The 17,199-nt window shown below is 43.4% G+C and carries 15 protein-coding genes; 7 read left to right on the top strand and 8 right to left on the bottom strand.

The genetic code is table 11. The annotated features are described in order from the left end of the window. The first annotated feature begins 73 nt into the window (after nucleotides 1-73). Nucleotides 74-379 carry a DUF2627 domain-containing protein gene (locus MKX60_RS12785; RefSeq protein WP_060622617.1) on the top strand — a complete coding sequence of 102 codons (306 nt, stop codon included), beginning with the start codon at nucleotides 74-76 and terminating at the stop codon, nucleotides 377-379. Nucleotides 380-552: 173 nt separating this feature from the next. Here the strand turns inward: MKX60_RS12785 and MKX60_RS12780 are convergent, their stop codons facing one another. From MKX60_RS12780 to MKX60_RS12770, 3 genes are read right to left on the bottom strand one after another with little or no spacing between them, the layout of a single operon-like run. Further along, the gene (locus MKX60_RS12780) at nucleotides 553-2,412 is read right to left on the bottom strand and encodes an ABC transporter ATP-binding protein (protein WP_042190395.1); all 1,860 of its coding nucleotides are present in this window, start codon (nucleotides 2,410-2,412) and stop codon (nucleotides 553-555) included. Beyond that, complete coding sequence (locus MKX60_RS12775) at nucleotides 2,393-4,126, bottom strand: ABC transporter ATP-binding protein (protein ID WP_076299532.1); 1,734 nt, start codon at nucleotides 4,124-4,126, stop codon at nucleotides 2,393-2,395. Before MKX60_RS12775 ends, MKX60_RS12780 begins: the two co-directional genes overlap by 20 nt. 17 nt (nucleotides 4,127-4,143) lie before the next feature. After that, nucleotides 4,144-4,353 carry a hypothetical protein gene (locus MKX60_RS12770; protein ID WP_076299531.1) on the bottom strand — a complete coding sequence of 70 codons (210 nt, stop codon included), beginning with the start codon at nucleotides 4,351-4,353 and terminating at the stop codon, nucleotides 4,144-4,146. A 158-nt stretch (nucleotides 4,354-4,511) separates the two neighbouring features. Here MKX60_RS12770 and MKX60_RS12765 point away from each other — a divergent pair, with 158 nt between their 5' ends. Continuing rightward, nucleotides 4,512-5,081: a thymidine kinase gene (locus tag MKX60_RS12765; RefSeq protein WP_341060017.1), complete on the top strand. Its 570-nt coding sequence runs from the start codon at nucleotides 4,512-4,514 to the stop codon at nucleotides 5,079-5,081. 137 nt (nucleotides 5,082-5,218) lie between these two features. On the opposite strand, the gene MKX60_RS12760 is transcribed toward MKX60_RS12765, so the two are convergent. Continuing rightward, on the bottom strand, nucleotides 5,219-5,737 hold the full coding sequence (locus MKX60_RS12760; RefSeq protein ID WP_341060016.1) for a DinB family protein: 519 nt from the start codon (nucleotides 5,735-5,737) through the stop codon (nucleotides 5,219-5,221). A gap of 137 nt (nucleotides 5,738-5,874) precedes the next feature. Here MKX60_RS12760 and MKX60_RS12755 point away from each other — a divergent pair, with 137 nt between their 5' ends. From MKX60_RS12755 to sda, 5 genes are all read left to right on the top strand, one after another. Next, a complete protein-coding gene (locus MKX60_RS12755; protein WP_076299529.1) occupies nucleotides 5,875-6,540 on the top strand; it encodes a hypothetical protein in 666 nt (221 codons plus the stop codon). Continuing rightward, nucleotides 6,521-7,048, top strand: a complete 528-nt coding sequence (locus tag MKX60_RS31690) for an accessory gene regulator ArgB-like protein (RefSeq protein ID WP_341145989.1) — start codon at nucleotides 6,521-6,523, stop codon at nucleotides 7,046-7,048. The genes MKX60_RS12755 and MKX60_RS31690 overlap by 20 nt, the downstream gene beginning before the upstream one ends. Next, entirely contained in the window at nucleotides 7,045-7,164 is a 120-nt protein-coding gene (locus MKX60_RS12750) for a cyclic lactone autoinducer peptide (protein WP_143759448.1), read from the top strand. Before MKX60_RS31690 ends, MKX60_RS12750 begins: the two co-directional genes overlap by 4 nt. Before the next feature lie 21 nt (nucleotides 7,165-7,185). Continuing rightward, nucleotides 7,186-7,518, top strand: coding sequence for a LytTR family DNA-binding domain-containing protein (locus tag MKX60_RS12745; protein ID WP_042190411.1), 333 nt, complete (start codon nucleotides 7,186-7,188; stop codon nucleotides 7,516-7,518). A gap of 217 nt (nucleotides 7,519-7,735) precedes the next feature. Beyond that, the gene (sda, locus tag MKX60_RS12740; protein WP_341060015.1) at nucleotides 7,736-7,909 is read left to right on the top strand and encodes a sporulation histidine kinase inhibitor Sda; all 174 of its coding nucleotides are present in this window, start codon (nucleotides 7,736-7,738) and stop codon (nucleotides 7,907-7,909) included. Between the two features lie 183 nt (nucleotides 7,910-8,092). Here the strand turns inward: sda and MKX60_RS12735 are convergent, their stop codons facing one another. The 4 genes from MKX60_RS12735 to MKX60_RS12720 all read right to left on the bottom strand — a co-directional run bounded on the left by MKX60_RS12735 (nucleotide 8,093) and on the right by MKX60_RS12720 (nucleotide 17,146). Next, entirely contained in the window at nucleotides 8,093-8,401 is a 309-nt protein-coding gene (locus MKX60_RS12735; protein WP_042190413.1) for a hypothetical protein, read from the bottom strand. 119 nt (nucleotides 8,402-8,520) lie between these two features. Further along, nucleotides 8,521-9,180, bottom strand: coding sequence for a helix-turn-helix domain-containing protein (locus tag MKX60_RS12730; protein WP_042190416.1), 660 nt, complete (start codon nucleotides 9,178-9,180; stop codon nucleotides 8,521-8,523). Nucleotides 9,181-9,668: 488 nt separating this feature from the next. After that, nucleotides 9,669-16,118: a phosphodiester glycosidase family protein gene (locus MKX60_RS12725; protein WP_341060014.1), complete on the bottom strand. Its 6,450-nt coding sequence runs from the start codon at nucleotides 16,116-16,118 to the stop codon at nucleotides 9,669-9,671. Nucleotides 16,119-16,234: 116 nt separating this feature from the next. Next, on the bottom strand, nucleotides 16,235-17,146 hold the full coding sequence (locus MKX60_RS12720; protein ID WP_076284497.1) for a LysR family transcriptional regulator: 912 nt from the start codon (nucleotides 17,144-17,146) through the stop codon (nucleotides 16,235-16,237). Nucleotides 17,147-17,199 lie beyond the last annotated feature (53 nt).

Here is a 17,199-nt window from a genome sequence, read left to right as displayed (position 1 = left end):
CAAATGGACTTTTTCTTACTAAAGCGTTATCATATGGTTGAATCTAATGGGCTAAGAGGGGTAGGAGACACTTATGAAACTATTAATTTCACGCTTCATTGCCATCCTTATTCTTGTGTTTCCTGGTTTAATCGCAATGAAGGGCTTCTTAATGATGAAGGACGATATTTTTGATTATATCTCTATGCATGGCGATGACTCCGTTGTTCCAGATTTCGCTTGGCTGCATTTCGGCGGAGGGTTTCTTCTCTTTGCAGCAGGTATGACTTTCCTTGGCGGCTGGATTCTAACAAGAGACCGCAAACGTAATTATGTTGGCCCTCGGTTCAAGGAGAAACAAAAAGCGAAACAAGCTGCCGCGCAAGAAACGATCTCATAAGCAGCTTAATCATCCCCTCATTGTACAACCGAAATCTATTGCACATTCTGCAATTAAACCATCCAACAGCTCACTTCATATGTATAATGAATATCCACACATTACATAAAGGCGAGAGTTTTCATGGACGCGACCTGCGCTTCCTTGAAAACTCCCGCCTTTTTATGCACAGCTTAAAGCCTAGCCTTATCAAGCACTTCCCTACGACCGCCTTGCACCAACTCGCTGTACAAGCCACCTTGCTTCAACAACTCCTCATGGGAGCCCTGCTGCAGCAATCTGCCCCCTTGAAGAACAAGAATTCGATCAGCTGCACGGATAGTGCCCAGTCTATGGGCAATAACGAAGCTGGTCCGTCCCTTCATTAGCGCCTGAAGTCCTTCCTGAATCTTGATTTCGGTCACCGTATCGATACTGCTAGTGGCTTCATCAAGAACAAGCATCGAAGGATTGGCAAGAATGGCTCTTGCAATGGATAGCAATTGCTTCTGTCCTTGGCTTATACCGCTACCATCTGCAGAGAGCATTCGATCATAACCTTCCGGCATACGGATAATAAAAGAATGAGCGTTAGCCAGCTTGGCCGCCGCCTCGACCTCTTCATCGGAAGCATCCAGTCTACCGTAACGAATATTATCGCGGATGCTGCCCTTGAATAAAAAGGAGTCCTGCAATACAAACGCCATATGGCTCCTCAGGCTTTCACGCCGAATCGAAGTGACATCTAAGCCATCCAGCGTAATCTTACCCTGATTAGGATCATAGAAACGAGATAACAGCCCGATAAGTGTTGTTTTGCCGGCACCGGTAGGTCCTACTAAGGCAATCATCTCGCCAGGCTTCGCTTCAAAGCTAATATCATGCAGTGTGTTAGAACTTCCGTCATATGAAAAAGATACCTTTTCGAACTTCACTGCACCTTCAACTTTAACCAGCGAAGTGGCTGCACCTTCATCTTTAGCTTCCGTCTCTTCGTCCAGCACTTCAAACACTCTTTCCGCTCCTGCAACCGCTGACAGTAGTGTATTCCACTGATTCGCTAAGTCATTAAGAGGGCGAGTAAATTGACGCGTATATTCTACAAACACAATAATCACACCGACCGTAATCGCTCCGCGAATCGCTAACAAACCACCGACTCCAGCCACAATAGCGAAGCTCAAATTATTAAGTCCATTCATCAGCTTAGGAATGAAGCCAGAAATCGACTGTGCCCAGTATCCAGAGAGCATAATTCGCTCATTGCGTTCATGAAAACCAGCGATGACCCGTTCCTCTTGTGAAAAAGCCTTGATAATCCGTTGACCGGATAACGTCTCTTCTATATAACCGTTTAACTCACCCACATTGCGCTGACGTTCCTTAAAAAGCGGACCCGTACGCCGAGTAATCCAGCGCATGCCTAATAACATCAACGGCACAACCAGGAACGTGAGCAGCGTCAATAGAGGACTGAGCCAGAGCATTACCCCCACCGTTCCGAGCAATGTCAAAACACTGGAAAAGATCTGAATAGCTGAGCTATTCAGCGTAGAGCTGACGTTCTCAATATCGTTGGTGAGGCGACTCATAATTTCGCCCTGCTGTCTCCGATTAAAAAATGAGATGGGCAACCGATGAAGATGGGAAAACAACTCCGTGCGCATCCGAAATACGGTCTCCTGGGCAATTTCAATCATCCATATATTTTGCAGCCAAGAAGTTAATGAATAGAAGATATAAACACTAGCTAGACTGATCAGAAAAATCGTCCACGATCGTCCGCCAGTGCCTTCCAGATAATCATCCACAGCTTTACCAATCATATAAGGCCCGAGCAGTGCTAAAGCCGAGCTGAAGACTACCATTAACAGAACGAGAAAAAGCTTAGCTTTACGCTCGGCAAGGTAGCTCCAAATCCGCATGAGCGTGCCGCCCCAATCCTTCGCCTTTGCTTTTGGCTTCCCTCCAGCAGCTGAGCCAAGGCTTCTTCCTGCTCCAAGCTCAATGACGGGTTTTGGGTGACGAAAGGGTTCAAGAATTGCTTTGAACATGCTGCTTCGCCTCCTCTACCTGTGATTCATAAATCTTGCGGTACAGCGCAGAGCTTGTCATAAGCTCGTCATGTGTTCCCTTACCGATTAAGCGTCCTTCGTCCAACAGCAGAATCAAATCTGCAGATGCTGTAGAACTAATCTTCTGAGTAATCAGGAAGGTTGTACATGAAATCTCTTTCAGTGCCTCCAGCAAAAGTCCTTCTGTCACAGCATCAAGCGCACTCGTACTGTCATCGAGGATCAAAATAGCAGGTTTCCTCACAAGCGCCCGAGCAATGGTCAACCGTTGCTTTTGCCCACCAGACAGATTTACCCCTCGCTGACCAAGCATTGTGTCATAACCTTTGGGCAGACCCATCACTGTTGCGTGAATTTGTGCGGCAGCCGCTGCGTGTTCGATTTGTTCCTGTGTGGCATATTCATTGCCCCAAGCGATATTATCGCGAATCGATCCGCTGAAGAGCTGCAGTTCTTGAGGAACGTAACCGATCGATCGCCGCAATCTTGAAATATCGATATCGGTGCTCTTTTGCCCATCAATGCGAATGATACCGTCTGTCTCTTCATATAAACGTGGGATTAGACCGACAAGAGAAGACTTTCCTGATCCGGTGGCTCCCATAATCGCTACCCGCTCACCAGCAGCAACTTCAAAAGTAATATCCTCTAGCACCGAAATATCACTCTCAGGATACTTGAAGCTGATGCCTTCAAATTGGACGTGACCCTGTATCGGTTCGCCCTTTGCGGTTCCGCCTTCCTTAACTCCAGCGCCTGCTGACATCACTTCTGTAATACGCTGTGAGGAGGCACGTGCTCGGGAAATTGTAACGACAAGTCCAGATATAGCTGACAACGCTCCTATGGTTCGTAAAGAGTAGTTAATAACTGCAACAGTTTCTCCTAAAGTAGCATCCCCATTTGCAATCTCAATCCGTCCAAACCATAGGATCGACATAATCGCTGCATTCACAATAAGCATAACAAATGGCATCGTTGTCTCCGTCAAACGTAGCGCAGATACCGTGGATTTCATCAAATTCCCGCTAAAGACCGTAAAACGTCCAATCTCATGCCCCATGCGCACGAACACACGGATTAAGCGAATTCCCGTTAAATTCTCCTGGATTACACCATTCACACCGTCAAGCCGATTTTGTACGTTGCGAAATAACAAAGAAGCTTTTCTCATGATGAAGTAAAGGAAGAGAAGCAACAAAGGTAGAGCTACAGTGAGAAATAATCCCAGCTTCACATGAACAACCAATGCCATAATCACACTGCCCACCACAACCAGTGGCACCCGTGTCATAAAGCGGAGGCTCATAAATATAGTGTCCTGCAGCTGCGATACATCGCCGGTCAGACGCGTGATCAGCGACGAGGTAGCAAACCGATTGAATATTTCATATGTAAAGGATTGTACCTTTTCATATAACTTGTCCCTAAGATCAAACGCAAAGCTCTGACTCGCATGGGCAGCAAAAAAAGAACTTAATACCCCAGCTATAAACGCGACTACTGCGCTGCCGATCAATACACCGCCCCAGAGCCATACTACAGAGGAATTCTGTTCTTTAATGCCCTGGTCAATAATTTTGGAAATGAGTAAAGGCTGTGACAATTCCACCGCTAGTTCAATAAGCATCATCACTAGGGCAGCTATTGCAGCGACTTTATATTTTTTGAGAAAAGAGAAAATCAAACCCATTCGCATACCCTCTTTTTCTATTCGTACAGTGCATCCCTTAAACGAGTCGACATTGTGGAGGCCTGCCCAGTTTTCATTATTGCCCGCCGCAGCGCTTTATTGCTTCGATTCAATTCCACCAAATCTGCCATCATCTCTTCCAGCAAAGCCTCAGCCTCGATAGAAAGATTTTCATTCTGCTGAATCAGAGCTAACCGTTCCTTGTATTCGTCTATTTTTTCAGTCACACATATTACTTCCTTTCCAATCACATGATTCCTTTTATCATACCACATTCAATTCTATCGCAATGTTTTCACTGGATACAGCTGACACGAATATGATACTCTAATAAGGTCGCATTTTTAAGATTAGATAATTGGCTTATACGAAAGGATAGATGGAAGTGGCACAATTGTTTTTCAAATACGGAGCAATGAACAGCGGTAAATCTATTGAGATACTCAAGGTTGCGCATAATTATGAAGAGCAAGGGAAATCGGTGCTCATTTTCACTCCATCCATAGACGATCGGGACGAAGTTGGTTTTATCTCCTCCCGTATTGGGCTGCGGAAACAGGCCATACCCGTCGACGAGAATACCGATATTTATAATATCGTCAGCAGTAACCAGCCCATACCCCACTGTGTACTAATTGATGAATGTCAATTTCTAAGCAAGGACTGCATTCTACAGCTAGTACGGATTGTAGATGAACTAGGCATTCCCGTTATGGCATTTGGACTTAAAAATGATTTCCAGAACCAGCTATTTGAAGGCAGCAAATACATGCTGATTTACGCTGATAAAATCGAGGAAATGAAGACCATTTGCTGGTTCTGCGAGCGCAAAGCAACGATGGCTCTAAGAGTAGAAAATGGTAAGCCTGTATACAGCGGCAAGCAAATCCAAATTGGCGGCAATGAAGCCTACTATCCAGTATGCCGTAAATGTCACAAGAATCCTCCACTATAAAATATACCCACAAAGTGAGGCTTTGCTTCGATGCTTACTCAGGTACATTTCGGGGGGCCCCAAATATATACCTTTAGCTAAAAAAGCATTCCGAAGCCGCAATGGCCTCAGGAATGCTTTTTTAAAATAAAACTCGATTAAACCAGATATCTTTCTTTAAGAATATTCAAATGATGATGATCATGCCCAATCATTACGCACGCCACTGCTCTCGCGGAGATGGTTGCATTGTTAACCGTTCCCTTACGAGTCCATGCTTCTTCCGGCAAAGTGTCCAAAAGAGCTTGCGTTGACTCTCGGACAAGCTTGTAATGAGCCAGTAGTTTTTCTAGAGTGTTTGCTTCAAAATTTGCGGTAGGCACATAGTCCTTTTCATCAAAGCCCGCCAGCGGAGTCGTATCTCCTCTTGCAACGCGCAACAAACGATAAGACATAATTCTTCCAGTATCCGCTAGATGGCCAACCATTTGCTTAATACTCCATTTATCAGGAGCGTAACGATGCTCTCCTTGTTCTTCCGTAAGGTTCGAAATAAAGCTACAAATCTCATCCGTCTGCGCTCTAAAAACAGTACAAATGTCCCCTTCAACTGGCACTAAATCGACATACTTTGATAATTCCTCAAGATACTCACTGCTTTTTGGACGTCGATCCATGTCTAAACCCCTCTCATTTTGAATTTTTTTGAAAAAATAGGAGGAAAATTATACTGTAGTTGTTGTATTTTAGTCCATTTTATACGATACTTGCAATAATAGGGTTAGTTATACTAGAAGACATCGGGAGTGTCGGCATGATAGATTTTATTCTGTTTATATTATTTTCAGGACTAGAGACATATGCAATGTTCTTTCTGGCTTTCAAAATCTTTAAAATTGACATTTATCATAAAGAGATGGTGTTTGCTAGTTTTATCATGGGCTTTTTTTCTTATTCAATTAGAATCAACTATGAGTTATTTCAATTAGATATCCTCACACAATATGCGCTAATGCTTTGTTTTATGTGGCTGTTATTCCGGATTCATCCCTTCTATGCTTCTATATTAACCGGGATGGTCTATCAAACATACTTTGTGATTCAACCCAGTCTTATGTATCTATTAGACTCTGTAATCAACATGTCTCTAAATACTTCGAACCCGATTACAATAAACATGATTACAATGCAGATCTTATCAGCATTAACCGCGATTCTCATTGGTATGTATGTGGGTCATAAACGTATTGGATTTGACTTTGTACCTGATAAACCCGATGTAAAAATCAAACCAACGACTAGCGAAAAAATACTATTCGCTCTTAATCTTCCTACACTAATTGTCATTACTTCAATCAGCTACTTTCTTGAATCCTTTTTCTTTTTCTTGATCCCAATTTTCTATGGAATAATATTATGGGGATATCTTTATTTCTCCTACAAAAAGGATAGAAATAATTATGAATCATTTAACTCTTAAGATTGTTGAGGTCATTAAGAAAAGTAATCCCGAGCAAACACATTCCATTGAAATCATGCATTATGCCCTTAGCATTATTCTGAATACTTTATTAATCATTATAACCTCGTTATGCATTGGCGGGCTCACAGGACAGCTAAAGGAAACATTCTTAGCCTTATTTAGCTTCATACTCCTAAGAATGTCTTCTGGTGGTGTGCATCTAAAAACCGCAAGGGCCTGCAATATTGTATCTATCTTTATCTGTTCACTGATCCCTCATATCACTTATCTAATACATAACCATTTTATTTGGATTAATCTTTTTTCTTTGCTTGTAATGATTCTATGTGCTCCAAATCCTGATGCTAATGCTCAGATTCCTAAAGAATGGTATTTGGGTTTAAAGATCATTTCCATAATTCTGGTTTCTTTGAATTTTTGGATCCATTCGTCTGTCATTGGATTGGCATTTTTAGTTCAATCCTTTACAGTTATAATTCCATTACAAAGGAGGCCAATCAAATGAAGAAAAATTTAGCTCGTTATGCTTCTAACATACTAGCTACTTCTGCTGTTGTTTTTGCAACAATTCTAAAACCAGCACTCTACAGTCCTGAAGTTCCGAAAGAACTGCGCAAGTAATCAAACAAGGATGGGGAAAAGATGCGTGTCTTACAGAAAGACGGTTCCTCTAGTGATATTCTAGAGGAAGATATATTGTATTTCTCGAATTATAAGAATACAATATTCGTCCATACGAAAGAAGGCGAATTTATTCTCCCCACCACGCTTTCCGATCTTTCCGTAGCGTATGAGGGTAAGGGATTCGAACGCCTTGACCGCAGCAACGTCGTTAATATCAACAACATAGAAGGCTATGATCCCGGACGCAAGATTGTATGCTTTAATCAAGGTAAGCAGTTCACTACCGTTTCGGAATCCAATGAACCTCGCCTAAAGAAGTACTTATCTACTCATAAGAAAGACTCTGATTAAAACAATCCCGACATGTACTATACATGTCGGGATTGTTTTTGTTTATTAAAATTCAAAGTAAACCAATCTATTATCACATAAAAATAGTCATTATGCCATAATTCCCCTAAGATGTAAAGGAAAATTCGTAGGGTGAATGACAGGAGACGGATTGTATTCCAAATGATACCATATATATAAATGTGTAATAAAAACAAATATATGATGGAGGAACCAAATGAATTACTATTTTCATCCCTCACCACGCCCCTCATCTCTTGAATCAATATCTGATGAAGAATTACTTAACATCTATAAATTAGCGCTTGAGGCACAAGCTTTACCAGATTTCATAGAGATTGTTAAAGAGATCTTAGACAGTAGAGATCTCATACAAACTGAAAAATCATAACATCCCCATACACAAATTAATTGGCAAATTATGACATAATTACATAACTTCCTATGGCTTCACTGCGAGTGTTCTCTAGATTGTCTTCATGTTAACATCATCAACATAAAGAAGGTAGAGCCTCCTGAAGGCCCTACCTTCTTTATGTTCAGTAAGGACTACTCCCTGAAATAGAGTAATCTTCTACTCAGTAATTTCCGTTTTAAATACATTTTCCAATTTTCCGCCAAGTCTTTTCTTCAAAGGAACTTTAATATCTCTACCCAGCTCTTTGAAAAATGTTTCTACATCGCATTTCACATTTTGTGCAGTCGCAATTACAGCGCCATCACCAACAATATTTTGATTCTCTTCAAGAGGAACATCAACTTCGATATCATACTTTTTGGATAATGTCTTGATGTATCGTGCGAAGATCTCCAGCAATTCCTCGTTATTAAAATTCTCTATAGCGACTTTTCCCTTGCTGGTAAACTTCATGTTAATTTTCATTATTAATATCCCCTTTTCTGTCAAACCATTTTTAGTTGTTAGTTTATGGATCAAGATGAATAGATGGCTGCAAGAAAGGGCAACATTATTCATTTTTGAGATCATTTATGAAACACACATTATTTATAAGCACCCTTTATCTGTTGTACTTTAAACTGCGTAAATTCTTTGAGCGCTTGTATGACCTGATCCTGTTCTTCTTCCTTCAGCTCATAAACGCACTCCCGTAACCACTCGCCAAATAGAAAGGCTTGACGCCCTTTCCGAGGGCTCTTTCTTAAGGAGTCGAGGCAACCCTCAAACTTATCGTTCAGGACGTCGGTAAGATTGTATTTCTCAATCTTCTCTATTACCATTCCTGCCCCATATTCCGTTTCATAAACTATGACTTCATTAGAATCAAAGGAAACGTAAGATGTTTCTTTACCTTCCTTTGCCCTGAATTCCTTAAGCTTGTTAAATGCCGTCTCATAAATGTAGTCCTGAGACTGTTTAAGCTGTGGCAGCTCATAACCATGCTTTAAGGTCTTGATATATTCAATATCTGGCATATAGTCTGCCAAATGATACATCCGATTCTTCAGATCTGTTCCAAGTGCTTCGATGATCTTGTCCAGATTGTCTTTTAGCGGAATGCTCTCTCCACGCTCGATCTTGCTAAGCTGTGAGTAACTTATGCCGCTCTTTTCTTCCAGTCCTCTTAAGGTTAACCCTCTCGTCTTTCTGATGTGCCGAATGAAATTACCCAGCTCATCGGGATAGTTCTCAAAATCATTCATGGGAGTCACCTCCCTACTATCATAACACAACATAACAATTTGTGTTGGCTTATAACAATTAATACTAGTAATTACTTGCCTCTGAAGGGTGATTCTTAGCACCAAAAACCCAATATAATACTAGATATCCAAAATATAGGAGAAGATTTGATACTCATCTGCCAGGCTCTGGATTGTAATCGTTGGTTGGGAATTACAGCGTATCGGACCGAGGAGATCTTATTAAGCTGATTTATGCCATTTCACTCAGCTATCGGACTCAGATGCAACTGTTCATTTAAATATACTACGGTTCGGTGCAAAAGTATGACAATAAGAGTTATGATGTCCGAAAACTTGGAAAAAGACCACCAAAAAGTTGAAATAGCTGCAATACAGTCCATAATGATCCCAAACCATCTACTGTATGCAAACCATTGTGTGCTTCCAGCTAATCCAATTTGTTAAAAAAACAGCCAGTCCCAACAACCTGGAACTGGCCATAATCGTTACTCCAAAACACTCAACAGATTGAGGATCATCTGTGCACTTTCGGCACGTGTGCCGTTTTGCTTCGGAGCAAATTGCCCTACAGCACGTCCCTGCATCAATCCAAGTCTGTACACCTCGCTGATAGCCTCTTGAGCCCATTGTGATGCAGTGCCAATATCATTAAATGCTGAAACGTTAAGACTAGCTACAGATACGCTGTTATTGGCGTATGCATATGCACGAGCCAGCATCGCTGCCATCTCTTGACGAGAGGTCTTGGCATCCGGTTCAAACAGTAAAGCGGTCTGACCGTTAACAATTCCAGCTTGTTTTGCTAACCCTACTGCTTCTGCATACCATTTATCAGCAGGTACATCAGTGAAACCAGCTACTGCTTGACCTTTTAAGCCAAGCGCACGGACTAACATCGCTGTAAACTCCGCACGTGTAACCGCACGGTTTGGATCAAAACGATCCACAGCTACCCCCTGTACAAGCTGTTTTGCCGCAAGCTGCTTCACAGCAAGGTAAGCCCAGTAATCCGGCTTCAGATCATTGAATGTTTTGTCATACTCTAATACAACATATTTACTAAAATGACTGACAGCAGCAGATAGATAACCATTCATCCATGTACTGCTCATATACTCCAACTTACCGGCATCATCCATAAAATAAATACCCAGTAAGCTTTGCTCTACAGTCGCACCGACCTTATATGAAATCGTGATCGGCTCTGCAAACTGTCTTAATGAGAAGGACTGGCCATTTTCTGTGAGGATGCTGAGCGACCATTCTTGCAGATCACTTTTCGCTCTCAATTGTGCTCCAGCTAGTGTACCTGCACGATCCAACAGATCCACGGCTGTATTACTAGCTAAAGTGTTCAACCGTAGTGAAATCGTACTCTTGGCAAGAGCCTCAGCTGAGATTAGCTTACTAAGTTCTGCCAGTACTGTAGCAGGAATCGTAACGGATAAATCCTGCATAACCACTCTAAGCGGTGCGCGTCCAAGCAGTTCAACCACATTGCCTGGCAAAAGCAATTCCGTAACCGATCCGTCAACAGAAACCACAACTTCACCTTGAGCATTCTTGTTCTCTGACAGTTGAGAGGCTGTTATAGTTACTACACCTGTTTGTGCAGATGCCGACGGAGTTGGTGTCGGTGTAGCAGTTGGCGTTGGTGTCACAGCAGGTCCCGGCACCCAGCCTCCTGGTGTTGGTGTTGGCTCTGGGCTTGGTGTTGGTTCCGGTGTTGGCTCTGGGCTTGGTGTCGGAGTCGTACCTGGCGTGCTCTCAGTCACTGTCAAAATATATTCAGTGCTGAACCCCTTATAAACAGCGCTGACTTTTGTTATACCAGCACTCAATGCGTGAAGCTCCCCATTCTCACTAATCATTGCAATGGAATGATCAGATGTATCATACCTTACGCCCTCGACCAATTCTTGCTTGCTTCCGTCACTATATACCGCCTGAACAACAACGGAGCCTTTATTTCCCTGTTCCAGCGAATCCGGCCCTTTTATCGTTATTTCTGTAAGAATAGGAGCCTCATCATTTGTTACGACGAGACTATACTCCGAGGCGAACTCCCTGTAGGTTACTGAGATCACAGTAGAGCCTTCCTGATGAGCCTGGACCAAGCCCTGTTCATTGATTGTAGCAATATGCTCATTCGAGCTGGAATAATGAAGTCCATCCAATATTGGGATTCGTTTACCGGATGCATAGACAGCTTCGGTGACTGTCTGGTCGACCTCTGCTGGTTTAAGTTGTCCTTTGCCCTGAAGCTTAATCGCTTGCAGCGCATCTACAGTTATCTTACTTTCCGCAAAAACATTCGGGTAACCTGCCACTGTGACTCTCACCTTAGCTGTCCCTGGTTTTAGAGCTGTAACCAAGCCATTTCCATCTACGGTAACTACTGATTCTGTCGTGTCAGGAACGATGGACCAAATTTTTGTCAGATGATTAGCCTCATCCGGCACTACCTTAGCTTGCAATTGCAGACTAGCACCAGGCTCAAGCTCAACAGCTATTTGATCCAGCTTAATGGATTTTGGAACAAAATTTTCGATCACTAAACGGTCAATTTCTACACCGTCTACCGTTCTTGCCGTAACCGTAATCTCGTTCTTCCCAATTTCAACAGCCGTATAGATTTGCTCATCTTCGTCATATATTTTTTCCTGCCAAAAACGTGGCGTCAGCGCATAGAACTTAGGACCGGAGGAACCGCCGATAACATATCGTGTGCCTTCGCCTTCTGCTACCTGCTTACCATCCTTCATTGGAAAAGTTCGCAAGTAAATATGATCATGACCGTTCATCACTAGATCCACATTATGCTTATCAAACACCGGCACCCACTTTGCTTGCACCTGTTCATTCGAATAGATGCTGCCATAGGGCCCTTGATGGAAAAAAATCACCTTCCACTTTTTATCTGTAGCAGATAGATCCTGATCCAGCCACTCTGCCTGTTCAGTGAACGGAGCACCTGAATGCTCTGTATTCATAACCACAAAATGTGTATCCTGAATGTCAAAAGAATAATTCGTACCTTTTACGCTCGCCGCACCGTTTTGCGGGTTATTGAATTGCGCCAGGTAATCCCCATCGCCATTGGTTCCCATCACTTCATGGTTCCCAATAATCGGAACAAGCGTGGTATTCATCAGCTGCTTTTGGGCTGCATCAAACCACCAGTTCCACTGCTCTTGTTCAAAGCCTTTATCCACCATATCTCCAGCGTGGACCAGCATTTCAGCATCCGGCATATAGGCAAAAGCAGCCTCTATCGTATTGCCCCAAAGACTAAACCCCGCTTTAGAATCTGCTTGAGAATCTCCGATAAACAAGAATTTTGTAGAAGCGCTCTCCCCCCCGCTTGTAACGAAGGTTCCTTGCTCACTTACATTTGACTCCCCATCCCCCACACGATATACATATTCGGTTCCAGGGATAAGCCCTACTGCCTCCGCTTTATGAACTCGCATCGTTCCATCATTGTTGGTGTTGTAAATTGAACTGTTGCCAGTAATTTTCATTACATTCGCGGCTTGAAAGCTTGTGAATTCTGCCTTTTTCACCAATTCTACTACAGTATTCACGGTTAGCGGTTCTGTCTGCCAAGTAAACTGGCGAGAAGTCGCTGCATCCTGGCCCATCGTAACATTAACATTGCGCGGGGCAGCAGTACCGTCATATGGAGCAACCTTGAACGTCATTACAGGACTATAGGTATTTCCTTTTACCGCCTGCAATTTAAAAGTTCCTTCTGCTGAAGTGACAAAGCCAGTAGTAAGTGTCCCACTTCCCTCTGAAGTTGCGCCTTGTACCTCCAATCCATCGAACAGCAGCTTCGCACCTTCAACAACACTTCCATTCAGATCTTTTACCGCAAAAGACGCATCAAAGCCCTTCGCAAGATCATAATGGTTCCAAGTGAGCATCAGCTGTGTCTTTACAACAGATTCAACAGCCGCTCCAATAAAAGAAATAGGAACCCCGGTACCTTCTGTCGAAGTTACAGATCCGGATGTATTTTCAATTACAAAAGGTTTGCTTGTATCCCCAGCGAGCTGCTCCTGTGTAAAGGGACCCACATAATCATTTCGAACCGTATATTGAATTTGTCCGATGAGATCCGTATCTCGTAGATTGGAGGAATTGATATTCGTTAGGTTAAGACGCACAGTGCCCAAAGCTGGATCAATGATTGACTCCATTTGCGTTTCTGATACCTTATCCCCTCGAATTACCTGCAAATCTTTAACTGCAGCCGGATTAAAAGCAAACGTAAGATTTCCTTCCTTCAGCTTGCCCGCCTTCTCTGCCGTTACATCCAAAGTGTAAGTGTTCCCGGCATAAACGATTTCTGGTGTTTTGTACACATAGAATGGAGAGCCCAAATTCACTGTGAAATACCATTCTTTTATCGTCTGGTTACCGCTCAAATCGCGAATGGCAACTTTTACTTTATGACGGCCTTCTGTAAGCGGAACCTTTGGTTTATAGGTGATTTGACCTTTTGGAGGATAAAAGCCATGCTCCACTAATTGATCGTCAACATACACACGTGTTTTGTCAGGATCGATTAAGGTCGTTCCCGGATGCACCACAGGATCATAACCATCATCCTCACCATTGACGGAAAGGGTCGGTGTAGCTGTTTTGACAATTTCGTTCACGCCAGGATAGGCATCTTTAAGCACAGGAGGTGTTCTATCCTCCTCTATCGGACCATAAATGGCACGAATATCATCAACGTAAATTGCACCTGCGCTCTTGTTAAGATTGCTTGTCTCCATATAGCGGACAGGCATATCCATCGTTAACGGGGTGGTTTTTCCCTTAGGAACGGATACTTCGACGTATTTCCACCCCGTCCAGTTCACTCCATTCACCTGATCTGTAAAATCCACAGGCACTGCCGCATTATTGCCATCACGAATTTGTCCCCGCAGCCAGTGCTTTTTGCCATCTCCGTAGATCCACATACTGATCTTCTCAGGATACCCCGGAATCTGAATCCGATTGGCGGTTGAGCTTGCGGCTAAATAAGCACCGGATGTGCCTGTTTTATTAACAAAATCATATTCCAGCTTCAAGGCTTTATCCCCGTTGCGGACAAAATCCTGATCCGTCACTTCCTGAATCGCTACACTGTTAGCTGCTGCACTGGAGGCTATATATTTATCAATGCCATTCTCAAAATCCTCCAGCATTACAGGCGGCAACCCCACATTTACTTCAAATGAGGTCTGGGCGTCCCCGTACTTAGCATAAATCTTCCCGTTCTTCCCGTTTTCACTCGTCGCTTGAAACAAACCCTTCTCGTCCACACTTCCGATCTCGCCCTCAACCCGCCATTCAAAACTATGGTTGTCAGCTTGAATTACCTGTCCATTACGTAGCGCCTTCACAGTTAATTGCGCAGCAGCACCTGAAGAATAAGTTTTGATCTCATCAGGAAACCTAAGGTCTGTGAGCTTATCCACGACTTCGATTTCCCCACTGCCTTTGACTGTCCCAGCCTCTACAATTACCGTTCCTGTGCCGGCAGTGGTTCCTGCGGTGAAGACTCCGTTCGCATCGACAGTACCAAGGTCAGCGTCCACCTGCCAATTCAGCGTACCCGAATAAGGTGCCGGATGGCCGTTCTCGTCCACTCCTGCTGCTTTGAACATAAAGCTGGAGCCTTGCAAAATACGTTCCGCATTCGGCTGCACAACCAGCTTAGAAGCTGTAGATTGCTCTGGGGCTGTGTTGACGACCAGCAAACCGTTGCCGGTTTTACGTTCATAGCCATCAGAGCCCTGATTCATCATTTTGACACCAGATGCACCCGGCATTCTGGCCACAAAAGTAGAAGAGCCGCCACCATCCAGATTCATGGCGTTCACTACGCCCATATCCTTCAGAATGTTGCCAAGCTCATCGGTATCTACGCCCTCACTAAAACCTGGCGATCTTCCATCCACTTCGAATAAAACGAGACTTCCGTCCGCTTTTGTCCCAATGGCTGTACGCGGATGAATTCCTAAAGGTCCAACACCTTGTTGAACTACTCCGTCTTTTACCAGCGGCCCTTCGCCGCCAATGGCTACCTTCACATCATTCCATTCTCCGCTAAGCGCAAAGGTCGCAGTAACGTTATCGCCAACCGATAACCCCTGCAGAACAGCACGAGACGTTCCGTTAGCAGACAAAACTACTTTTCCTTTGGTAAGCGGCGTATTGCCTTGATTGTTGCGAATCTCAGATACCTTCAGCTTCAAGGTCTGACCGCTCTTCACTTCTCCCTCGACAATATCTAGAACAACCTCGTCACCCTCATTGGTCGACTTTGTAGTTGTATTATAATCTTCCGTATAAAGAACCAGCTCATTCGTATTTCGATAACGGTTGATGCTGGTTAGATTAGTTGTTTTTCCATTAATCGTTACGTTCTTGGTCAGCTTCGGCACCCCATAAATCGAGCTGCCATCTTCTTTTAAACCGAAAGTAAAAGCTGAAATCGAACTGTTCAGGATTACACCATCATCCATAAATAATCCATTTGGAACACCCGTGGCAAAACCGGAGATTTCATAAAAATCACCGTTAATCCCTGCGATCACCCGGTTTCCAGGCGAATCCGCATAAGCGGCCATTTCTGTAACACCCTTCATACCGTATACCTTTCCATCCTTCGTACCTGCCCGCAGTTCTAAATGGCCTTGCCCTGGGTTGAACTCCACTGCATGTATCTTTTGTAAACCACGTTCATTCTGAAGATCCATCCAGGTGTACATCGCCCCAGGTGCAAGCTCTGTTTGCCGTATATCAATAACGGTTCCGTAGTTTGTTGCTGGTAGATCAGAAATGGAAGCGTGAACAAATACTCCCGGCTGCAACAACGAAATCAACAAAACAAAAATAACTGCCACATTAATTTGCCTTAGATACCTTCTCACTGTGTTGACATCCTCCCCACTTGGCTGTCCTTATTACGATCTGAAATGGACAACATCATAGGGTTCATATTAACTAGGAAGCGTAAAGGTTAGATAAAATCTACCAAGGCATACTGTTAACTTCTTCTAATCCCCTCCTCAAATTCATGTTTCAACCTGTTGATGAATCTTCTGACCGTTTTCGATCCTTGTTTAGAAGCTGAAACAATGGACCCCGGAGTATTATGATCTGGTGATCGTAGCTCGATCGTCTTCATGATCTTCTGAGAACCCTCAAATGTTTTTAGAAAGGAATAATCCATCCCAATCGTGATCGCGAGTCCTGACGCCACTGCATTATCAATGGCACGGGTGTTATTGCTTGTAAAAAGAATATTCATCGGCCCAACTTTCAGTAAATAACGCTCCACAAAGTCCTGTATGTAATGATCATCGTATAAAACCAACGTCTGGCCTACTAACTGTTCGGGCGTAATTATTGTATTTAAAGCTAGTGGTGATTGAGGATGTACGCCTACAACAATCTTACCTTCCATTAATTCCTCGAATACGACCCCTTTATGTTTCTCTGATAAGCCCTCTGGCGAGACCATCAGTCCGATATCCATTTCATCCTGAAGCACATTATCCAGAATTTCTTTAGGCCCCTTTTCAAAAATCTCTATTTTCACATTTGGAAAATCCGCTTTAAAACCGGATATAACCTTCACGATTAGATGCATGGGTCCCGGAATCGTAGCAATCTTCAAATGACCACTAAGCGCATCGCTGTAGATCTGTGCTTCAGCTTTTAATTCATTTACTTTCATCAAGACTTCATTTGCTTTGCCGATAATGGCTTGTCCCTCTGCTGTGGGAACTGCTCGTTGGCCTCGCGAACGAATGAACAAAGTAACTCCAAGCTCCGCTTCCAGCAGTGTTATGGACTGGCTTATGGCAGACAGGGTGATATGACGATTCTGAGCAGCTTTGGTTAGTGAACCAATCTTTGCGACTTCTACGATATTCTCGCATTGCTCTAAATTCATTTGAATCACTCCCTAAGTTAATATTTACTTAACACCTATTAAATTTACTTAAA

Origin of the sequence: Paenibacillus sp. FSL R5-0914, assembly GCF_038004525.1 — a bacterium.
Classification (GTDB): Bacteria; Bacillota; Bacilli; order Paenibacillales; family Paenibacillaceae; genus Paenibacillus_AQ.
This window is presented reverse-complemented; position numbering and strand designations above follow the sequence as displayed.

Coding starts and splice junctions, on each gene's coding strand:
- MKX60_RS12780 (WP_042190395.1), bottom strand. CDS start 2,412: ATGTTCAAAGCAATTCTTGAACCCTTTCGTCACCCAAAACCCGTCATT.
- MKX60_RS12755 (WP_076299529.1), top strand. CDS start 5,875: ATGATAGATTTTATTCTGTTTATATTATTTTCAGGACTAGAGACATAT.
- MKX60_RS31690 (WP_341145989.1), top strand. CDS start 6,521: ATGAATCATTTAACTCTTAAGATTGTTGAGGTCATTAAGAAAAGTAAT.
- MKX60_RS12750 (WP_143759448.1), top strand. CDS start 7,045: ATGAAGAAAAATTTAGCTCGTTATGCTTCTAACATACTAGCTACTTCT.
- sda (WP_341060015.1), top strand. CDS start 7,736: ATGAATTACTATTTTCATCCCTCACCACGCCCCTCATCTCTTGAATCA.
- MKX60_RS12735 (WP_042190413.1), bottom strand. CDS start 8,401: ATGAAAATTAACATGAAGTTTACCAGCAAGGGAAAAGTCGCTATAGAG.
- MKX60_RS12720 (WP_076284497.1), bottom strand. CDS start 17,146: ATGAATTTAGAGCAATGCGAGAATATCGTAGAAGTCGCAAAGATTGGT.
- MKX60_RS12745 (WP_042190411.1), top strand. CDS start 7,186: ATGCGTGTCTTACAGAAAGACGGTTCCTCTAGTGATATTCTAGAGGAA.
- MKX60_RS12785 (WP_060622617.1), top strand. CDS start 74: ATGAAACTATTAATTTCACGCTTCATTGCCATCCTTATTCTTGTGTTT.
- MKX60_RS12730 (WP_042190416.1), bottom strand. CDS start 9,180: ATGAATGATTTTGAGAACTATCCCGATGAGCTGGGTAATTTCATTCGG.
- MKX60_RS12760 (WP_341060016.1), bottom strand. CDS start 5,737: ATGGATCGACGTCCAAAAAGCAGTGAGTATCTTGAGGAATTATCAAAG.
- MKX60_RS12775 (WP_076299532.1), bottom strand. CDS start 4,126: ATGGGTTTGATTTTCTCTTTTCTCAAAAAATATAAAGTCGCTGCAATA.